This is a genomic window from Brachybacterium sp. P6-10-X1, from assembly GCF_001969445.1.
GTDB lineage: Bacteria > Actinomycetota > Actinomycetes > Actinomycetales > Dermabacteraceae > Brachybacterium.
In genome coordinates, this window is the sequence record NZ_CP017297.1 from 2754897 (window position 1) to 2771686 (window position 16790).

General features: G+C 72.6%; 15 protein-coding genes. 7 read left to right on the forward strand and 8 right to left on the reverse strand.

Annotation, left to right across the window (positions count from 1 at the left end; all coding sequences use genetic code 11):
• The first annotated feature begins 54 nt into the window (after nucleotides 1-54).
• Nucleotides 55-723: a pyridoxamine 5'-phosphate oxidase gene (pdxH, locus tag BH708_RS12380; protein WP_076809084.1), complete on the forward strand. Its 669-nt coding sequence runs from the start codon at nucleotides 55-57 to the stop codon at nucleotides 721-723.
• 16 nt (nucleotides 724-739) lie between these two features.
• Here the strand turns inward: pdxH and BH708_RS12385 are convergent, their stop codons facing one another.
• Together BH708_RS12385 and BH708_RS12390 are read right to left on the reverse strand one after the other, a co-directional pair.
• Nucleotides 740-1453, reverse strand: coding sequence for an AAA family ATPase (locus tag BH708_RS12385; RefSeq protein ID WP_371329802.1), 714 nt, complete (start codon nucleotides 1451-1453; stop codon nucleotides 740-742).
• A gap of 2 nt (nucleotides 1454-1455) precedes the next feature.
• Entirely contained in the window at nucleotides 1456-1965 is a 510-nt protein-coding gene (locus BH708_RS12390; protein WP_076809086.1) for a GNAT family N-acetyltransferase, read from the reverse strand.
• Between the two features lie 63 nt (nucleotides 1966-2028).
• Here BH708_RS12390 and BH708_RS12395 point away from each other — a divergent pair, with 63 nt between their 5' ends.
• Nucleotides 2029-2766, forward strand: coding sequence for a thioredoxin domain-containing protein (locus BH708_RS12395; RefSeq protein WP_076809088.1), 738 nt, complete (start codon nucleotides 2029-2031; stop codon nucleotides 2764-2766).
• A gap of 74 nt (nucleotides 2767-2840) precedes the next feature.
• Entirely contained in the window at nucleotides 2841-3248 is a 408-nt protein-coding gene (locus BH708_RS12400; RefSeq protein ID WP_076809090.1) for a hypothetical protein, read from the forward strand.
• Between the two features lie 47 nt (nucleotides 3249-3295).
• Here BH708_RS12400 and BH708_RS12405 read toward each other — a convergent pair whose 3' ends face one another.
• A complete protein-coding gene (locus tag BH708_RS12405; protein WP_076809092.1) occupies nucleotides 3296-4177 on the reverse strand; it encodes a glycoside hydrolase family 25 protein in 882 nt (293 codons plus the stop codon).
• 153 nt (nucleotides 4178-4330) lie between these two features.
• Nucleotides 4331-5068 carry a glutamine amidotransferase gene (locus BH708_RS12410; RefSeq protein WP_076811230.1) on the reverse strand — a complete coding sequence of 246 codons (738 nt, stop codon included), beginning with the start codon at nucleotides 5066-5068 and terminating at the stop codon, nucleotides 4331-4333.
• A gap of 131 nt (nucleotides 5069-5199) precedes the next feature.
• Here BH708_RS12410 and BH708_RS12415 point away from each other — a divergent pair, with 131 nt between their 5' ends.
• Both BH708_RS12415 and BH708_RS12420 read left to right on the forward strand, forming a co-directional pair.
• Nucleotides 5200-6765, forward strand: coding sequence for a serine hydrolase (locus tag BH708_RS12415; RefSeq protein ID WP_253705317.1), 1566 nt, complete (start codon nucleotides 5200-5202; stop codon nucleotides 6763-6765).
• A gap of 182 nt (nucleotides 6766-6947) precedes the next feature.
• On the forward strand, nucleotides 6948-7973 hold the full coding sequence (locus tag BH708_RS12420; RefSeq protein ID WP_076809096.1) for an aminoglycoside phosphotransferase family protein: 1026 nt from the start codon (nucleotides 6948-6950) through the stop codon (nucleotides 7971-7973).
• Between the two features lie 124 nt (nucleotides 7974-8097).
• On the opposite strand, the gene BH708_RS12425 is transcribed toward BH708_RS12420, so the two are convergent.
• Complete coding sequence (locus BH708_RS12425; protein ID WP_076809098.1) at nucleotides 8098-10008, reverse strand: HNH endonuclease; 1911 nt, start codon at nucleotides 10006-10008, stop codon at nucleotides 8098-8100.
• Between the two features lie 602 nt (nucleotides 10009-10610).
• Here BH708_RS12425 and BH708_RS12430 point away from each other — a divergent pair.
• A complete protein-coding gene (locus tag BH708_RS12430; RefSeq protein ID WP_076809099.1) occupies nucleotides 10611-11099 on the forward strand; it encodes a glutathione peroxidase in 489 nt (162 codons plus the stop codon).
• Nucleotides 11100-11213: 114 nt separating this feature from the next.
• Here BH708_RS12430 and BH708_RS12435 read toward each other — a convergent pair whose 3' ends face one another.
• Together BH708_RS12435 and BH708_RS12440 are read right to left on the reverse strand one after the other, a co-directional pair.
• A complete protein-coding gene (locus tag BH708_RS12435; protein WP_253705318.1) occupies nucleotides 11214-13118 on the reverse strand; it encodes a serine hydrolase in 1905 nt (634 codons plus the stop codon).
• A gap of 183 nt (nucleotides 13119-13301) precedes the next feature.
• Nucleotides 13302-15443 carry a prolyl oligopeptidase family serine peptidase gene (locus tag BH708_RS12440; RefSeq protein ID WP_076809101.1) on the reverse strand — a complete coding sequence of 714 codons (2142 nt, stop codon included), beginning with the start codon at nucleotides 15441-15443 and terminating at the stop codon, nucleotides 13302-13304.
• Between the two features lie 62 nt (nucleotides 15444-15505).
• Between BH708_RS12440 and BH708_RS12445 the strand changes: the two genes are divergently transcribed.
• A complete protein-coding gene (locus BH708_RS12445; protein ID WP_076809103.1) occupies nucleotides 15506-15880 on the forward strand; it encodes a glyoxalase/bleomycin resistance/extradiol dioxygenase family protein in 375 nt (124 codons plus the stop codon).
• Nucleotides 15881-15884: 4 nt separating this feature from the next.
• Here BH708_RS12445 and BH708_RS12450 read toward each other — a convergent pair whose 3' ends face one another.
• Complete coding sequence (locus BH708_RS12450; RefSeq protein WP_076809104.1) at nucleotides 15885-16760, reverse strand: PhzF family phenazine biosynthesis protein; 876 nt, start codon at nucleotides 16758-16760, stop codon at nucleotides 15885-15887.
• Nucleotides 16761-16790: the final 30 nt, after the last annotated feature.

The window sequence follows — 16790 nt, forward strand, 5'->3', positions numbered from 1 at the left end:
GCAGTCCCGAGCACTCCCGAGCAGTCCCGCCCGAGGAGACCTAGGATCTCCACCATGACCGACCATCTCGCCCGGGAGCACCGCGACTTTCTCACCGATTCCCTGGCCGACGACGCCCCCGCGGACCCGCTGGCCCTGTTCGACGTCTGGATGGACGACGCCTTCGCGCGGCGCACCGAGCGCGGCGATCTCACGGACCCGTCGGCCGTGGTGCTGTCCACCGTGGCGTTCGGGTCCGACGGGGCCCCGCGCCCCCGTTCGCGCACCGTGCTGCTGAAGGGCCATGACGCGAGCGGCTTCGTCGTCTACACGAATCTCGCCTCCCCCAAGGCCGCGGAGCTGCAGGCCACCCCGCAGGCGGCGATGCTGCTGCCCTGGTACGCGCTGCAGCGCCAGGTGCGGATCGAGGGGAGCGTCGAGCACCTGCCTGCGGCGGAGTCCGATGCCTACTGGGCCCAGCGTCCGCGCGGCTCGCAGCTGGGGGCGTGGGCCTCCCACCAGTCGGATCCGGTCGACTCCCGTGCCGCGCTCGATGCGCAGTACGAGGAGGTCGCGGCCCGGTTCGAGGGCGTCGAGGTACCGCGACCCTCCTCCTGGGGTGGTCTGCGCCTGGTGCCGGACCGGATGGAGTTCTGGCAGGGGCGCGAGAACCGCTTCCATGATCGGATCGCCTACGAGCTCGCTTCCGACGGCACCTGGCAGCGGCACCGCCTGCAGCCCTGAGTCGGCTCCCTCGAGCTCAGTCGAGGTGGCGCAGGAACCGCGCCGGGGCGTCGAGGAAGCTGCGCCAGGTGCGCACCAGCTCGAGGTCGTCGTACGCCGTGGGGCGCAGCCCCCACTGGCCGACCTCGTACAGGTCGGCGCCGGGCATCGCCGCGAGGACCGGGGAGTGGGTGGACAGGATGACCTGGGCACCCGAGCCGACCAGCTCGCCCAGCAGTCCGAGCAGCGCGAGACAGCCGCTGATCGACAGGGCCGACTCCGGCTCGTCCAGCAGCCACAGGCCGCCGATGCGCGAGCGCTCGGAGACGATCTCGAGGAACGATTCCCCGTGGCTGCGCTCGTGCATCACCCCGCCGATCCCGATCTCCTCGTAATACGTGAACAGCGAGTGCATGGTCTCGGCGCGCAGGAAGAATCCCGTCTTCGACGCACCTGCGCCGCGCACGAGCTGGAGGTGCTCCGCCAGCGGCGACTCGGTGACACGCGTGGTGTGCATGGCGCCGGTGCCGCCGCCTTCGGCGTTCAGCCCGTACGCCCCGGCGATCGCCTCGATGATCGTGGACTTCCCGGCGCCGTTGTCGCCGGTGAGCACCGTGGCCGGGCCGAGCTCCACGCCGTCCAGGAGCAGCTGGCGCACCGGCGGCAGGGTCGCGGGCCAGGTCGTGAGATCGGCGGGGGCGAGCGTGTGCATGTGCACCGAGCGCAGCGGGAGGAGAGGCGGGAGGGGCACGCTCACACCCCGAAGGCGGCCGGGTAGACGATCGCACCGGACGGTGCTGGTCGCGCCGGGTCCAGGGCGAGGGCCAGGAACGCCTCGTCCGGCGCCTGGAAAGGAGCGGTGATGCCGACGCCGGAGGCCGGGGTGAATCCGAAGCGGGGGTAGTACGCCGGGTGGCCGAGCACCACGACCAGGTTCTCGCCCTGCGCCCGCGCGGCCTCGAGGCCCGCTCGGATCGCGGCGGATCCCGCTCCGCGCCGCTGGAGGGCGGGCAGCACGGCGCACGGGGCGAGAGCCAGCGCCGGCTCTCCCCCGACGCTCGCGCGGGTCAGCAGCGCGTGGGCGACGACGCGGCCGTCCTCGTCGCAGGCCACCGTGGACAGCTCCGGGATCCATGCCGCCGGGTCCGCTCGCAGCGCCTCGACCAGATCCGCCTCCTCCGGGGTGGGGAAGGCCGCGGTGGTCACGGCACGGATCGCCGGCGCGTCGTCGGGGCGTTCGGGCCGGGTTCTCCAGCGCGTCATGTCGTCCTCCTCCTCGGTGCGAGGGGACCAGCCTGCCTCATCGGGAGTCGATAGGCTCCCCTCATGGCCCCGGACCGTTCCCGCACCCCGCTCATCGTCGCGATCATCGCCGCCGTCGCATGCCTGGGCCTCGTGCTCATCATCGTGCTCGCGCTCGTCCTCGGCGGGTTCCTGGTCGCCTCCGGCGGCGAGGACGGAGACGACCGGGGCGGATCCTCCTCGGGCTCCTCCCAGGAGCTGTCACTGCCCCCGGGCGTCGCCGAGGACCAGCCGTACCTCGAGGTCAGCAGCTCGGCCGACGGACCGGTGGTGGACGTCTACGTCGACTTCCTCTGCCCGCACTGCGCCACCTTCCACGAGATGCACGGCGAGGACCTCACCCAGCTGGCGCGCGACGGTGAGATCACCCTGCGCATGCACCCGCGCCCCATGCTCGACGCGAACTCGACGCCGCCCGGCTACTCCGGGCGCGCCGCGAACGCCGCCGTCTGCGCGTACGCGGAGGACCCGGAGCAGTGGTTCGACGCCGAGGCCGCGCTGTTCGAGAACCAGCCCGGCGAGGAGGGCCTCACCGACGACGAGCTCGCCACCGTGATCAGCGAGGGGACCGGGCTCGATGTCTCCTCGTGCATCGCCGAGGGCACCTACCTGCCGTGGATCCAGGGCGTCGTCGAGCCCGAGGCGCTCGAGACCACCCAGGGCACCCCGGCGGTGCTGATCGACGGCGAGCAGTTCACCGGGGATCTCGCGGAACCCGATGCCCTGCGGTCCGCGATCGACGAGGCCATCGCCGCCGGGTGACGCCCCGGCGGCATCGTGACGAACTCTCGGCGATCGCCGGCAGGCGGAGCCGAACGCGGCTCTACGGTGGCGGTATGCGCACCGAGAGCAGGCACTCGCCCGTCGGCCTCACCCGCTACGCAGGGTGGGAGCTGGATGTTCGACGCACCGTGCCCGCGAGCGCCCCGGAGCTGTGGCGGCGGCTGCTGGACGACTGGCTGCCGCAGTGGTTGGAGGTGGATTCGGTCCCGCAGATGGTGGGCGCGCCGCTGCGGATCTCGGACCGGGTGCGCGGGCGGGTGGTCGGCTGCCATATCGGCCGACGGGTACGGCTGGACTGGATCCCGCCGCACCTCGATCACGAGACGATGTTCGAGGTCACGCTGCTCGAGGACACCGGCGACACCGTGATCCTGCTCCACCAGGAGCGGTTGCGGGATGCCGCCGAGCGGCAGCGGCTGCTCGATCACTGGACCGAGGTGCTCGCGGCCCTTCGCAGCTAGGGCGGCTGCTCGTGCGCAGTGCTTCTCCACGCCTCTCTACTGCTCTTCTACTGCTCGCCGACCTCGTGGGCGATCGCGCCCCCGCCCTCCGGGATCTCCGAGCCCTCACGCAGCTGCTCGATCCGGGCCACGTCGATGTCGACGCCGCCCTCGATCCCCGAGACCGCCCCGTCGAAGCGCAGCTGCCACACGGCCCAGTCGGCCTGCGGCGGGCGGCCGCCTGCGGAGAACAGCCAGTCGGGCCGCGGTTCTGTGACCGGGAGGCCGTAGTGACTGCGCCATTCGCTCGAGGAGTAGATGAGCAGGCGCCGGCCCCAGGCCTCCTCGACCTTCGCGGTGAACGCGTCGATCTCGGCCTGTGCGTCGACCCCGCCGGGACGCTCCTCGCAGGCGCCGTCGAACTCGAGGTCGAGCGCGGGCGGGAGCGCGGAGTCGTCCGGGGGCGCGGCGGCGAGGAAGTCCTCGGCCTGCTCCTCGCCCGAGGAGCACAGGGTGAAGTAGTGATAGGCGCCGGGGGTGATGCCGGCGGCGCTGGCTCCGTCCCAGTTCGCCGCGAAGGACGGATCGGTGTACCCGGCCCCCTCGGTGGCCTTGATGTACGCGAAGGCGAACCCGTCGGAGGCGACCTTCTCCCAGTCGATCTCGTCCTGGTGGGAGGAGACGTCGATGCCCATCACCTCGTCCTCGCCGAGCGTGATGCCGCCGGGGAGATTCTCCACGGCGCGGGCGTCGGAGCCGGTGGTGGCGACCTCCATCGCGGCGTCGTCGGCCTCGAAGGGCGCGCGCTGCGGGACGGGCTCCTCTCCCCCGCCGCGAACGGCACCGATGACGACGGCGGTGCAGCCGCCGAGGACCACGATCAGGATCACTGCCAGGGCGCCGGCGACGATCTGTCGGCGCCGGACCTGCTCAGGAGTGAATCGGGGCACACGCGGGAGGCTACCGGAGGGGCCGCGACGGAGGTGGGAGCGTCACGGCGCGTCGGACGACCGGGGACAGCGCGTTCCCAGGGTGTGCGGATCCGTCGACCCCAGCGGTACCCGGCGGGACCCGTCGGCCTCGGAAGGCCGAGCGCGTCGACCTCAGCGAGCGAACAGCTGGGCGAAGGCGCGCAGCAGCCGCGGCGGCTCATCGGCGGTGCGGCTGCGCAGGGCGAGGAAGATGTCCTCCATCTCGTCGGGCGAGAAGTACCCGTGGTCGCGGTAGACACGGGCCCGCTCGATGATCGAGGGGATGTCGAGCTCGGGATGGAACTGGGTGGCGTACTGCCGGGTGCCGACACGGAACATCTGCACCGGTGCGGTGCCCCCGGTGGCGAGCGCGGTCGCGTGCTCGGGCAGGGTGCGCACGGCCTCCTTGTGTCCGACGAGGCCCGTGAAGGTGCCGCTCAGCCCCGCCTCGAGCACCAGCGGGTCCTCCCGTCCGGCAGCGGTGAGGGAGACCTCGATGGCGCCCAGCGGCTCCCCGTGGAGGCGATCGATGACGGCGCCCTGATGGGTCCCCAGGGTCCCGATGCCGTAGCAGGCACCGAGGAACGGGATGTCCTCCGCGATGATGCGGTCCAGGATCCGGAAGACCTCGGCCTCGGCCCGCTTCTCCGCTGCGGACTTGGACCCGGCGGGGTCGGAGACCGTGAAGGGGCTGCCGCACAGGATGATCCCGGAGATGTCCTCCGCGTGCAGGTCGGGAAAGGGATCGCGGTCCAGCCGCGCCCAGATCAGCTCGTCCTCGTCCAGGCCGGAGAAGGACAGCACGGACGCTCGTTCCGTGAGGGCGACGTCGTCCTCGGGGCGGGAGGCGATCTGCACGAACGGTTTCACGCGAGAATGGTAGCGGGCCGCGACGGGTCGGGCCCTCCGCCCGTCGGGCCCGTCGACCTCGCGCACCGCGCGGTATCCGACCGACCTGCCGGCCCCGTCCGACCCGCATGCCCCCGTCGAAGGAGACGCCCATGACCACCGCACCCACCGATGCCGCGATCTCGCGCGGGGCCGTCCTCGACGTCGCCGCCTGCCTGCCGCAGTGGCTCGAGACCGCGCGCCACCTGCGACAGCAGTCCGGAATGCAGGCAGCGATCTGGCACGACGGGGAGCTGGTGGCGGAGGTCGCCGTCGGGGAGGCAGACCTGGGAGCGGGGATCGCGCTGCGTCCGACGCATCGGCTGCGGATCGCCTCGCACTCGAAGATGGCCACGGCGATGACGATCATGCGGCTGCGGGAGCTGGGGCACCTGCGGCTGGACGACGCCCTCGGCGATCACGTCGGCGAGCTCGTCGGCTCCTCGGTCGCGGACCGCACGCTGCGTGACCTGCTCTCCCATGCCGCGGGTCTGACCCGTGACTCGGACGACGCGCGCTGGTGGCGGCTCGGGACCCGGTTCCCGGATCGTGCGCAGCTGCTCGAGATCGCCCGCACGAGCGCGGTGAAGGCCGAGGCGGGGGCGCACCTGCAGTACTCGAACATCGGCTACGGGCTGCTGGGACTGGTCATCGAGGCGATCACGGGATCGTCCTTCGCCGAGGCGGTCGACGAGCTGGTGCTGGCGCCCGTCGGCGTCGAAGGGATCGGCCCCGACCTGCCGGTCGATGCGGCGGGCCCGGAGGCGGCCGACGGATTCGCCGCCGGGCACACCTCGCTGCTGCACGGCCCACGGCGCCCGGTGGACCAGGTTCCGACGCGGGCGCTGGCCGCCGCCACCGGATTCTGGGCGAACGCCGGGGCGATCGCCACCTTTGCGGGACGGACCCTGGCCGGGGGCGATCTGCTGTCGTCGACGTCGGTGCGGGAGATGCGCCGGCGGGTGTGGACCCTGCAGGACGGCCGGCACTACGGGCTGGGACTGCAGGAGGGGCGCCTGCACGGCTTCACGGTGGTGGGGCATTCCGGCGGGTTCCCGACGGGCCTCTCGCGCACCTGGGTGGCACCTGCGGAACGCCTGGTCGTCAGCGTGATCGGCACGGCGGTGGATGCCCCGAGCTCGGAGCTGGCCGTGGGGATCCTGGGGCTGTTGGCGCTGTCGGCCGGCCGACCGGCGCCGCAGGCGGAGACCTGGGAGCAGCCGGGCGCCCAGGGCGGCGGCTCCGACGGCAGGCCGCGCCCTGCACCGCTGAGCCGGCAGCCCTCGGTGGAGGTGTCCGGGGTGGCCTCGGCACTGACCGCGGCTGAGGTCGCCGGGATCGTGGCCGGCACCTACGACTCGCTATGGGGGCGGACTCGGCTGGCGGTGCTCGGCGGACGGTTGTACGCGCTCGACGACGCCGCGGCCGATCCGGCCTCGAGCGCCCTCGAGCTGACGGTGGGCCGAGTGCGCGCCGATCCGATCGTGCCCGGAGCGGAGGCGGTGGAGCTCGCCACCTGGGGTGATCCGGGATACGACTCCTGGGCCGAGCCCGTGCTGGCCCGACTCGCTGCGCCCGACGAGGGCGGGACGCCGCGATGCACGGCGCTGGTGCGGACCGGTCAGGTGCAGACGCCCAGCGCGGACTTCGCGATGCCGCAGCGGGTGACGGCGCCATGAGCACGAAGGACGCTGCAGGTTCGGGCGACACCGGATCGGACGACGTCGAGTCGGTCGGGGACGGATCGGCCGGGGCCGGGGCCGGATCAGGTGGGGCCGGATCAGGCGGGGCCGGATCAGGTGGGGCCGGATCAGGTGGGGCCAGATCAGATGGGGCCGGTTCGGGCGGGGCGGCGGCACGGGTGGCGGGGTTCCTCCTGCCGCCGCTGCTGGCCGAGGCCCGGGATCCCGGTGTCGTCGCCTGGCGGGCGGGGCTTCCAGGGATCGTCGAGGATCTCCTCGCAGAGTGGTCGCTGTCGGTCGCGGAGCCCTTCTCCCCCCGTGGTTCGGCCGCATGGGTCGCGCCGGTGCATCGTGATGGTGACGGTCGGGATCTGGTGCTCAAGGTCGCCTGGGCCCATGAGGAGTCGCGGGACGAGGCGCTCGGGATGGCGGCGTGGCAGGGACGCGGCGCGGCCGAGGTGCTGCACAGCGAACTGCGAGGGCACACGTCGGTGCTGCTCATGGAGCAGGTGCGGCCGGGGACGCCGCTCGCCCAGCTGTTGACCTGGCCGGAGCGGGACGAGGTGGTGACCGGTCTGCTGCGGCGGATGTGGGTCCCGCCGAGCGAACTGCTCCCGGTGTCCGAGGCGGCGGGCCTGCGCCCCCTGTCTCAGATGTGCGCCTGGTGGGCCGACGAAGCGCAGGGTCGGGCCGATCGGGCGCGGGCCGAACAGGCTCAGACCGAACGGGCGCAGGCCGAACAGGCGCGGGCGCGACTCGACGAGACTCGGGCGCACGCCGATTCCCGGCCGGAGCACGGGCCCCCTCGACATGACCCCCTGCTCCCGACCGAGCTCGTCGACCACGGCCTGGCGCTGTTCCGCTCGCTTCCTCGGGAGTGGGACGGGGAGCAGGTGCTGCTGGCGACCGACTTCCACCCGTCCAATGTGCTGGCCCGTGGCAGGGGCGAGGCGCAGGATTGGGTGGTGATCGATCCGAAGCCGTACGTCGGCGATCCCCACTACGACCTGCTGCAGCACATGCTCAACGACCCTGATCGTCTGGTGGCCCGGCCGGGCGAGTTCGCTGACCGGATGGCGGGGCTGACCGGGCTGGACCCTGCGCGGGCTCGACGCTGGCTGTTCGCGCGGTGCGTGCAGGAGTCAGGCGTCATGGACGGTGCAGCGCAGGCGGCGCTGCGATTGGAGGCCGACGGCGTGGAGTGATGCGTCGGCGTGGCGGAGCTCCACGAACCGAACACGACGAGCGGAACTCGATGAAGGAGTCGCAGGACGGCGCAATGGGCCGGCCGTCACCCGGAGCCATGGCGCGGCGCGACCAGGCAGAGCATCAAGGCGCGTCGTCGTCAGCATCCCGGCGGGTCGGCCCCCGTCGCCGTGCCCTCGTGCCCCGCGTCCGGGGGCCGGAGTACCCGGCACGCCGCTGTGCCTCGGTGGCCAGGGCGGTCGAGTCGCTCGTGCTCTTCCCGTCGCGGGAGATTCTCCGACGCGGGGCACGGTCCGTCAGGAGTCGACGGGCGCGCTCGCGATCAGCTCTCGTCCTGCGCGACGACCGAGAAGGACGATGGGTGAGGCCGGGGAAGCTGTCGCGGTCCGCCCGGTCGTCGGGGCTCACCGTCCCGTCGGCTCCGCTCGTGATGCCGGCGGGGCCCGGCCCGTCTACGCCGTCGATGACGGTGTCGCCATCGGGAATCACGTCAAAGGCTCCCACGCCATCGGAGCCCTCGCCATCGGGGCTCACGCCATCAGGGCCCACGCCATCGGGCCTCGTGCCGACCGGTCGCGCCGGCCGTACGAGCGGCCGCGGTGAGGTCATCCGGGTGACGCCCGAGTGGCCTGTCCAGGCCACGCGGTGCCCGGGCTGCTCGGGATCGTCGACTCGCTCGACGCGGAGGGTGTTCTCCTCCTTCTGATTGCAGTGACCGCAGGTGTCCTGCCCGTTGTCCGCGGTGGTGGGTCCGCCTCGGGCGTACGGGGTGATGTGGTCGCTCTGACGGCTCTGAGCGTTGCAGAACGGGCCCCGGCACGAGGTGTCGCGCCAGGTCAGGAAGCGGGCCATCGCCGGCGGGAACGCTCGCGCGCGGGATTCCACGGCCACCAGCTCCCCCGTCGTGGGATGCGTGTACAGGCGGCGGATCACCGCCCGCGCCTCAGGACCTTCGGCCCCCAGGGGGTCCTGGTCGGCGTCCTTCGGCGGCGCGGTGGCCGCACGCAGCTGAGCCCGTACGGCCTCGGCCGGCACCGGGCCATAGCCCGTGATCTGGGCCGCGTCCCCGGCATCGGGGCGGAACAGAGCGCGGTCGGTGATGATCACGCCGACGTCGAGCTCTACGGATTCCATCGCGCCGTCGCGCCCCAGCACGGTGTCGACCAGGGCATCCGCAGCAAGGGCGCCATGACCCTCGTCGGCGCCCTCGGCACGGCGGCGCTCGGCCTCCAGGGAGATCCGCTTGTGCATCAGGGCGGCATCGATGGCCGGGACGTGCGCGGTCAGGTTCGCCATCCCGTGCTGTCCCGGAGTGAGCGTCAGGCTCCGCTCCTTCCGCGCCTGCTGGTGTCGCACGGCGGCGCCCTCGGGATCCAGCTCGGTGATCGCCGTGGCCACCTCCGCCCGCCACTGCCTCACCCCGGCGGCATCGAGGAACGGCAGCCGCTCACCCAGGATCGCGTCGACCTCGCGGCGCTGGTCGTCGTCGAGCACCGAGGTCGCCCCGGAGACCGCGTACGCGACCTGTGCGGAGACCTTCCGGGTCGCCAGCGCCGTGAACATCGTCGGCATCGACGCCACCAGCCGCCGCGCCGAGGCCAGCGAGCTGCCCGCCGCGGACGGGGAGCAGCGGGTGATGAGCGAATGGTCCCGGCGTGCGATCCCATGCGCCTGCTCGCCCAGAACCTTCGAGGAGGGGACGGCGGAGCCCTCGTGGGCGGCCTCGTCGTGGGCGGCATCCGTCCGGTCGCGACGCGTGACGGCGTCGAGCGCGACCACCGTGCGCGCTTCCAGCGCGTCCTGCGCCCCACGGATCACCTGCTCGGAGTGCATCAAGTGCACCACGCTGCTGCGAGTCATCCCCCGCGTCTCGAACAGGTCGCCGGGATCCTTCGCGAGCTCCTCGAGGAGGTGCCCGACGTCCCCCAGCAGTTGCGCCAGGCCCTCGACGCCGCCCGCGCGCACACCCTCCGGCGACCACGAGGAGCTGGGGAACTCCTCTGCGGCATCCGGGGCGTCCTTCGTGATCGACATGCCGTCATCATCGCGCGTTCCATCACGTCACACAACGCCTTTGCGTGAATGTGGATATCCGAGGACCAGCAGATCGGAACCACCCACCGTCGACATCCGCTGCGCGCGCCTGACCAGCTCTTTCGCCCCGTTCAATCCGCGTTGACGCGGAGCCTCATCACGCCCCATTTCACGCATTGTGGATAACACTCCACGGTGGAGGAACAATGACTCTCTGAACGCAATATCCGGCCGCTCACAAACATACTGCGAGGGTCTGACACGCGAAGCCCCTCCAGGGCCCGTCGTGGAGAAGCCCCTCCAGGGCCCGTCGTGGGCGAGCGGGGTGCGTCCATCCGCGGCAGATCGACACACCCACACGTCGCACGCCCGCAGCAGCAGAGAGTCTCCCGCGAGCCAGACCCCCTCGCGCACCGGCGGGAGGCCATTCCACAGCCGGTTGATCAGCGACTTCGGAGTCATCGTGGACCGCTACGACGAGCACCGCCTCTCGACTACCTCGACTACCTCGACCACGGAGAGTTCGCTGCTCCACACCGCAGGCGCCCGGTCCGCGGACTTCGCGCGCCCACGCGGAAGGCCCGGAGCGCCACAATGGACCCATGACGACTCTCGCCGACTTCACCGCGACCACGATCACCGGGAAGGACAAGGACCTCGCCGACGACGTGGGCTCCGTCGTGCTGGTGGTCAACACCGCCAGCAAGTGCGGCTTCACCCCGCAGTACGCGGGACTGCAGGACCTCTACGCGCGCTTCCACGAGAAGGGCCTCACCGTCCTCGGGTTCCCCTGCGACCAGTTCATGCACCAGGAGCCGGGCAGCGACGCGGAGATCGCCGAGTTCTGCTCGATCAACTTCGGCGTCGAGTTCCCCATGTTCGCGAAGGTCGAGGTGAACGGCGAGGGTGCGCATCCGCTGTACCAGTGGCTCACCGGTGCGCACGGGGACATCCCGGCCGAGCCGATCGGCTGGAACTTCACCAAGTTCCTCATCGGGCGCGACGGACGGGTGCGAGGACGCTACGCCTCGGACGTCGAGCCCGCCGACCTCGCGGCGGACATCGAGAAGGAGCTGGCCCGGGCGGCGTGACCCCAGGTCGTCCGACGCGGCGCGGCAGCCGACGGGTGTCGTGCCGAACCGCGCGCGCGGCGCCCGACGCGAGGGTGGTGCCGCGCTCGGTCCAGCGTGCTGGGCGCCGGGCGCTCAGCCCTCCCGCGTCCATCCGTCGGCCACGACCTGCTCGCGGTCCCCGGGCCGATCCGTGTCCAGCACGTCCTCGGATCCGTCGCTGATCCGGATCCGGCCCACCCAGGCCCCGAGGCCACGGGTGGAGCGGTCGGTCCTCAGCGTCAGGCGGATCTCAACCTCTCCACCCATCGGCTCCTCGCCGTCCACCAGCGCGAACGTGCCGTCCCAGCGCCGGCGTCGGCCCCAGCCGGTGATCTCCCCCTCCGTCACCTCGATCGGCTCCTGGTGCCGGGCCTCGAGCGTCCCGGCCAGCGGTACCCAGGTGGCGCCCTGATCCGCGGAGGCCTCGACCGTCAGCACGTCGTACGCGGTCTCGAGATGCGCGAAGAGGTCAAGCCGCAGGTGAGGCCCGGTGCCCTCATGTCCCGAGCCGGAACCGGACGCGCCACCCCCGGATCCGCCGCCCGTGCCGCCCTCTGCTCCTGCGGCCGGCAGCTCCGCCCCAGCGCTCAGCGTCGCGGTGATCGCATCCTCGTCCCCGGCGTGCCAGCCTCCGCGCAGCGCCGCGGGCACCACACCGAGAGCGTGCGCCACGCAGGTGGAGACCTCGCGGCGGGTGACCGAGGTGGAGGACCACTCGCGCGTGGGATGCACGGAGTTCGCCAGCATGATGACGATGGTGTCGGTGAGCGGGTCGATGACCAGCGATGTCCCCGTGAACCCGGTGTGGGTGCCGCTGTAGGGGCTGGTCAGGCCCGCGTGGTAGTACCAGGCCTCCAGTTCGGGGCCGAGCCCGCGACGCGCCCCTCCGACCCCGGTGATCTCCGCGATCCGGTCGGTGTACATCTCCTGGACGGTCTGCCTCTGGAGGATCCGGGCGTTCCCGTAGCGTCCGCCGCCCAGGAACATCTGCGCGAACACCGCCAGGTCCCGCGCCGTGGAGAACACGCCGGCGTGTCCGGCGACGCCGCCGAGGGAGTAGGCGTTCTCGTCGTGGACCCTGCCGTGCACGAGCTCCTCGTAGTACGCCTCGTACTCGGTCGCGGCGATGCGCGCACGCAGCGAGGCCGGCGGGTTGTACATGGTGTCGGTCATCCCGAGCGGGGCGGTGATGTGCTCGTGGACGTACTCGTCCAGCCCCTGTCCCGAGAGCTTCTCGACGACCAGCCCCAGGGCGATCAGACCCAGGTCGCTGTAGACGTAGGCCGTGCCGGGCGGCGCGTCGGGCGGTACCGTGAGGGCGGCCTCGATCCGCGAGGGCACATCGGGGTAGGCGGAGTAGAGGTTGATGAAGGCGGGCAGCCCGCCGGTGTGGGTGATCAGGTGCTGGACGGTGACCTGCTCCTTACCACCCGCGGCGAAGGTCGGCAGGTGGGAGGCGACGGTGTCGTCGAGCGCCAGCGCCCCCTGCTCGACGAGCTGCAGCACCGAGGTCGCCGTGAAGATCTTCGAGATCGAGGCGAGGTCGTAGATCGTGTCGGTGCGGGCCGGGATCCACTGCTGTTCGGGCAGCTGCTCGCCGGCCTTCTTCCAGCGCAGCGCATACCCGTCGGCGTGCTCGTAGGCGATCCCCGCCTGGGAGGCGACCAGCACGGACGCCCCGGAGAAGCGGGGTGGATCGAACTCCAGGCCCGCCCGGACGACCCCGGGAAGCTCCTCCAGCTCCGCGGCGTCGAGGCCGACGGACTGCGGCGACACCGCGCGCAGGCTGCGACCGGGGCCCCCGCGGTCCCAGGGATGGCGGTGCGGCTCGCCGCGGCTCCAGCTCGGGGCGGAGCGGGCGGACCGTCGCGCGGGAGTGTCCTTGTGCGGCGCCGGGTCGCCTGCGGCGAAGGCGGCTGCGGGGAGGCCGACGGCGGTGGTCGCGGAGGCCAGGGCAGCGGCGGTCATGCCCGTCCGACGGGTGATCTGGGGGTCCATGAGGCTCCTTCGCATCAGAGCGTCCAACGTATCGACGCCCGTGACGTCGGACAAGCATCCGAGCGCCGCGCGCCGGCCAGCACCAGGGGGACCGCCGCTGCCGCAGGTCGCCGATCTCGGCCCGCAGACGGGCCGTCGGGGGAACGAGCGGACGGGCCGATGGGCGGATCAGCAGTCGTCATCTCAGTCCCGTTCCAGCTCGAGCACCGGGACGCACGGAGGGCTGAAGCCCAGCACCTGGCCGTAGAACGACAGCGTCGCCTCGGTGGCGCGGATGATCGACTCGGCCCGCCGGAACCCGTGCTGCTCCCCCTCGAACAGGAGGTAGGCGTGCGGGATGCCCTTGGCGGCGAGGGCGTCGCGGAACAGCTCGGACTGGCTGGGCGGGACGATCCGGTCCTCGTCCCCCTGCAGCAGCAGCACCGGCACCGCGAGCTCGTCGACGTGGTTGAGAGGGGCCCGCTCGACGTACAGGTCGCGTCGTTCGGGATAGGGGCCGACGAGGCCGTCGATGTAGCGGGACTCGAAGTCGTGGGTGTCCAGGCGGAATGCCTCGAGCTCGGCGACCCCGAAGCTCGAGGCGCCCGCGGCGAAGGCGTCGGTGCGGGTCAGGCAGGCCAGCGTGGTCCACCCACCGGCGCTGCCGCCCTCGATCGCCAGCCGCGCCCCGTCGGCGATCCCCTCCCGCACGAGGTGGTCCATCACGGCGACGGTATCGGTCACGTCGACCACGCCCCACTGGCCGCGCAGCCGGTCGCGGTAGGCGCGGCCGTAGCCGGTCGATCCGCCGTAGTTGACGTCGACGACGCCGAGCCCGCGGGACGTGTAGTACGCGGTGGGCAGAGACAGCACCGGCGGGACGTGGGCGGTGGGGCCGCCGTGGACGCGGGCGATGAAGGGCGGCAGCTCGCCCTCGCGGCCGGCCAGTCCGTCCTGGTGGGGCCGGTGGACGATCGCGTGGGCGACGCCGCCGCCCGGCAGCGGCACCTCGATGCTCTCCCCGCGGGGCAGCACCGAGGGGTCCGGCGCGTCATCGCGCGAGGAACGCAGGAGGGTGAGCGGGGACAGGGCGGGGCCGGAGCCGGCGGTGTCCCTGCCCCCGGCAGGCAGCGTCAGGCGCGCGGCGTGGATCGCTCCGAAGCGCGTGGGGGAGGAGCCGGCGAGCAGCAGCAGCCCGTCCTCGCGCAGCTCGGCGGCGATGAGGTGCGTGAGCGGGCACTCGAGCTCCGTCAGGTGCCCGTCGCGGATCCGCAGCAGGCCGAGGTCGGTCGCGGCGCGGCCGTACTGGACCAGGGCCAGGTCGGGGCCGAGCACCTGGTACCAGGTGGTCCCGAGAGACCACAGCGGGCCGGCGAACTCCTGGTCGAGCTCGAGCACCTGGCGGACCCCGTCGTCGGCCGAGAACACCCAGGGGTTCCACCAGCCGGAGGTGTCCGAGAGGAACATCAGGCGATGGTCGTCGAGCCATTCGGGCTGCATCACGGAGGTCGCGGTGTCCCCGGCGACGATGTCGCCCTCTCCTGCGCTGCCCGCGAGCAGCGGGGCGACGTGGAGCTCCGTGCCGTCCCACGGCATCTGCGGATGCTCCCAGCTCAGCCAGGCCACGCGGGTGCCATCGGGGCTCACGCGCGGGTGGGCGACGAAGCGGGCGGCGGGGGTGACGCGGCGCAGGGCCGACGGGTCCTCGGCCGCCGAGCCGTCCAGCGGCACGGCCGCGATGTATCGCTCGATGTGCGGGGCGCCGTCCTCGTCGAGGCGCGGGCCGTGCTCGCCGCCGGTGTGGTCCTCGCAGACCCACCAGACCTCGGTCGTGCCGTCGGCGAGGGTGATCGGGGTGGGATCGGCCCAGCGCAGCGAGGGGCCGTGGGCGGTGTCGACCTCGGGGCCGACCGGTGTGAGCGGGCGCGGCTGCTCGCCCTCGCGCAGGGAGTGGACCCGCTGGTCGGCGAAGTTCACGAAGACCACGAGCGGAGGGCGCCGATCCTGGTCGGCCGACGGGGAGGGGGCCGCATCGGCCGGCACCACGGTCCAGCTCGCGCCGCCGTACTCGTGCACGCGCGACCGGGCGTTGAAGGGTGCGGGCAGCACGGTGATCGGGGCAGCCGGGGCGTGCTCGGCCGCCTCGTCACCACCGATCGTCCCGGGAACCGCCACCGGCCCCCCGGTGCGCACGACCGCCTGCCGACCGCCCTCCGTCGCGATGCCCTCGGTCCACCACACCTGATCGCCGACCAGGCGCGGGGCGCTGAGCCGGGTGCCGCCCGTGGCGAGCAGCTCGGCAGTGATGGGCGAGGGCCAGGAGCCGTACGGCAGTGTCGTCACCATGAGGACAGGGTAAGCACGGGAGCGCTTCGGGGCCTTCGGAATGTGGACAGCGGACGCTCGCCGTGGACACCGACGGCCTCCTGATCCACGCCGAGGCACGGATCGCCGACTCATGCCTCATGGTCGTCGACTCCAAGCCCGGCTGGCCCTTCACCCCGGCGCTCCTCCAGGTCAACGTCGAGGATCCCCACGAGGTGCTGCGCCGGGCCCGCGCGCAGGAGGCGGACGTCATCACGGAGGTCTCCTCGTTCTACGGCTCGACGATCGCGCGGTTCCAGGACCCGTGGCACAACCTGTGGTGGCTCTTCGGGCCGAAGGACCCGGACGCCCCGGAGACGGAGTGGGATCCCGAGGCCGCGGCGCAGGAGGGCGAGAGCGACGTCCGCGCGACCATCTGCCGGGCGATGGAGGAGCTGTCCCCGCCCTCAGGCCGCTGACGGCTCACACCAGGATCGACCCCTCCACGGTGAGCACGGTGGCGCCGCCGATCCAGACCGTGCCGTCGTCCTCGACCTGCACGTCGATGCGGCCCTCGCGGTCCAGCACCGTGCCCTGCGCGGCGGTCCACCGCGCGGGCATCGGCTCGCGGCCGGCCAGCCACTGGGCGATGCCCGCGTTGAGGCTGCCGGTGACCGGATCCTCGACGCCGCCGAGCGTGAAGGCGCGGACTTCGTAGAGCGGACCGTCGGCCCCGCCGACCGGACGGGCCGCGGCGTCGGCGGGGCCGAAGCGCCCCATCACGCCGAGCTTCGCGTCCCTCATCCCGGCGAGATCCGGGGACAGCGAGAGGATCTGTTCGGCGGACTCCAGCTCGAGCACCCGCCAACCCGGCCCGTTGTCGGCCCAGGTGTGCCCGAGCACCGAGGAGCGCGGCACCCCCAATGCCGACACGAGCTGGTCCACGTCGGCGTCGTCCAGGGGCCCGCTGCGCAGGAGCGGCGGGGCCGCGAAGGCGAGACGGTCCGCGTCGCGGCGCACCGTGATCAGCCCCGCCGCGCATTCCTGGACGATCCGCTCCCGTGCCGGCACACCCCCGGCCTCGAGCCAGGCCCGCGCGGACCCGAGCGTGGGATGCCCGGCGAAGGGCAGTTCGCCGGACGGGGTGAAGATCCGTACCCGGTAGTCGGCCTCGGCCGAGGTGGGCGGCAGCAGGAAGGTCGTCTCGGAGAGGTTCGTCCAGGCGGCGACGCGCTGCATCTCCTCCTCGGTCAGCCCCTCGGCATCGAGCACGACGGCCAGCGGGTTCCCGCGCTGGGGACGGCCGGCGAACACGTCGAGCTGGGCGAAACGACGAGCGAAGGGCGCGGCGGGAGGCATGGCACCATGCTCCCACCGCGCCCTTCGCAC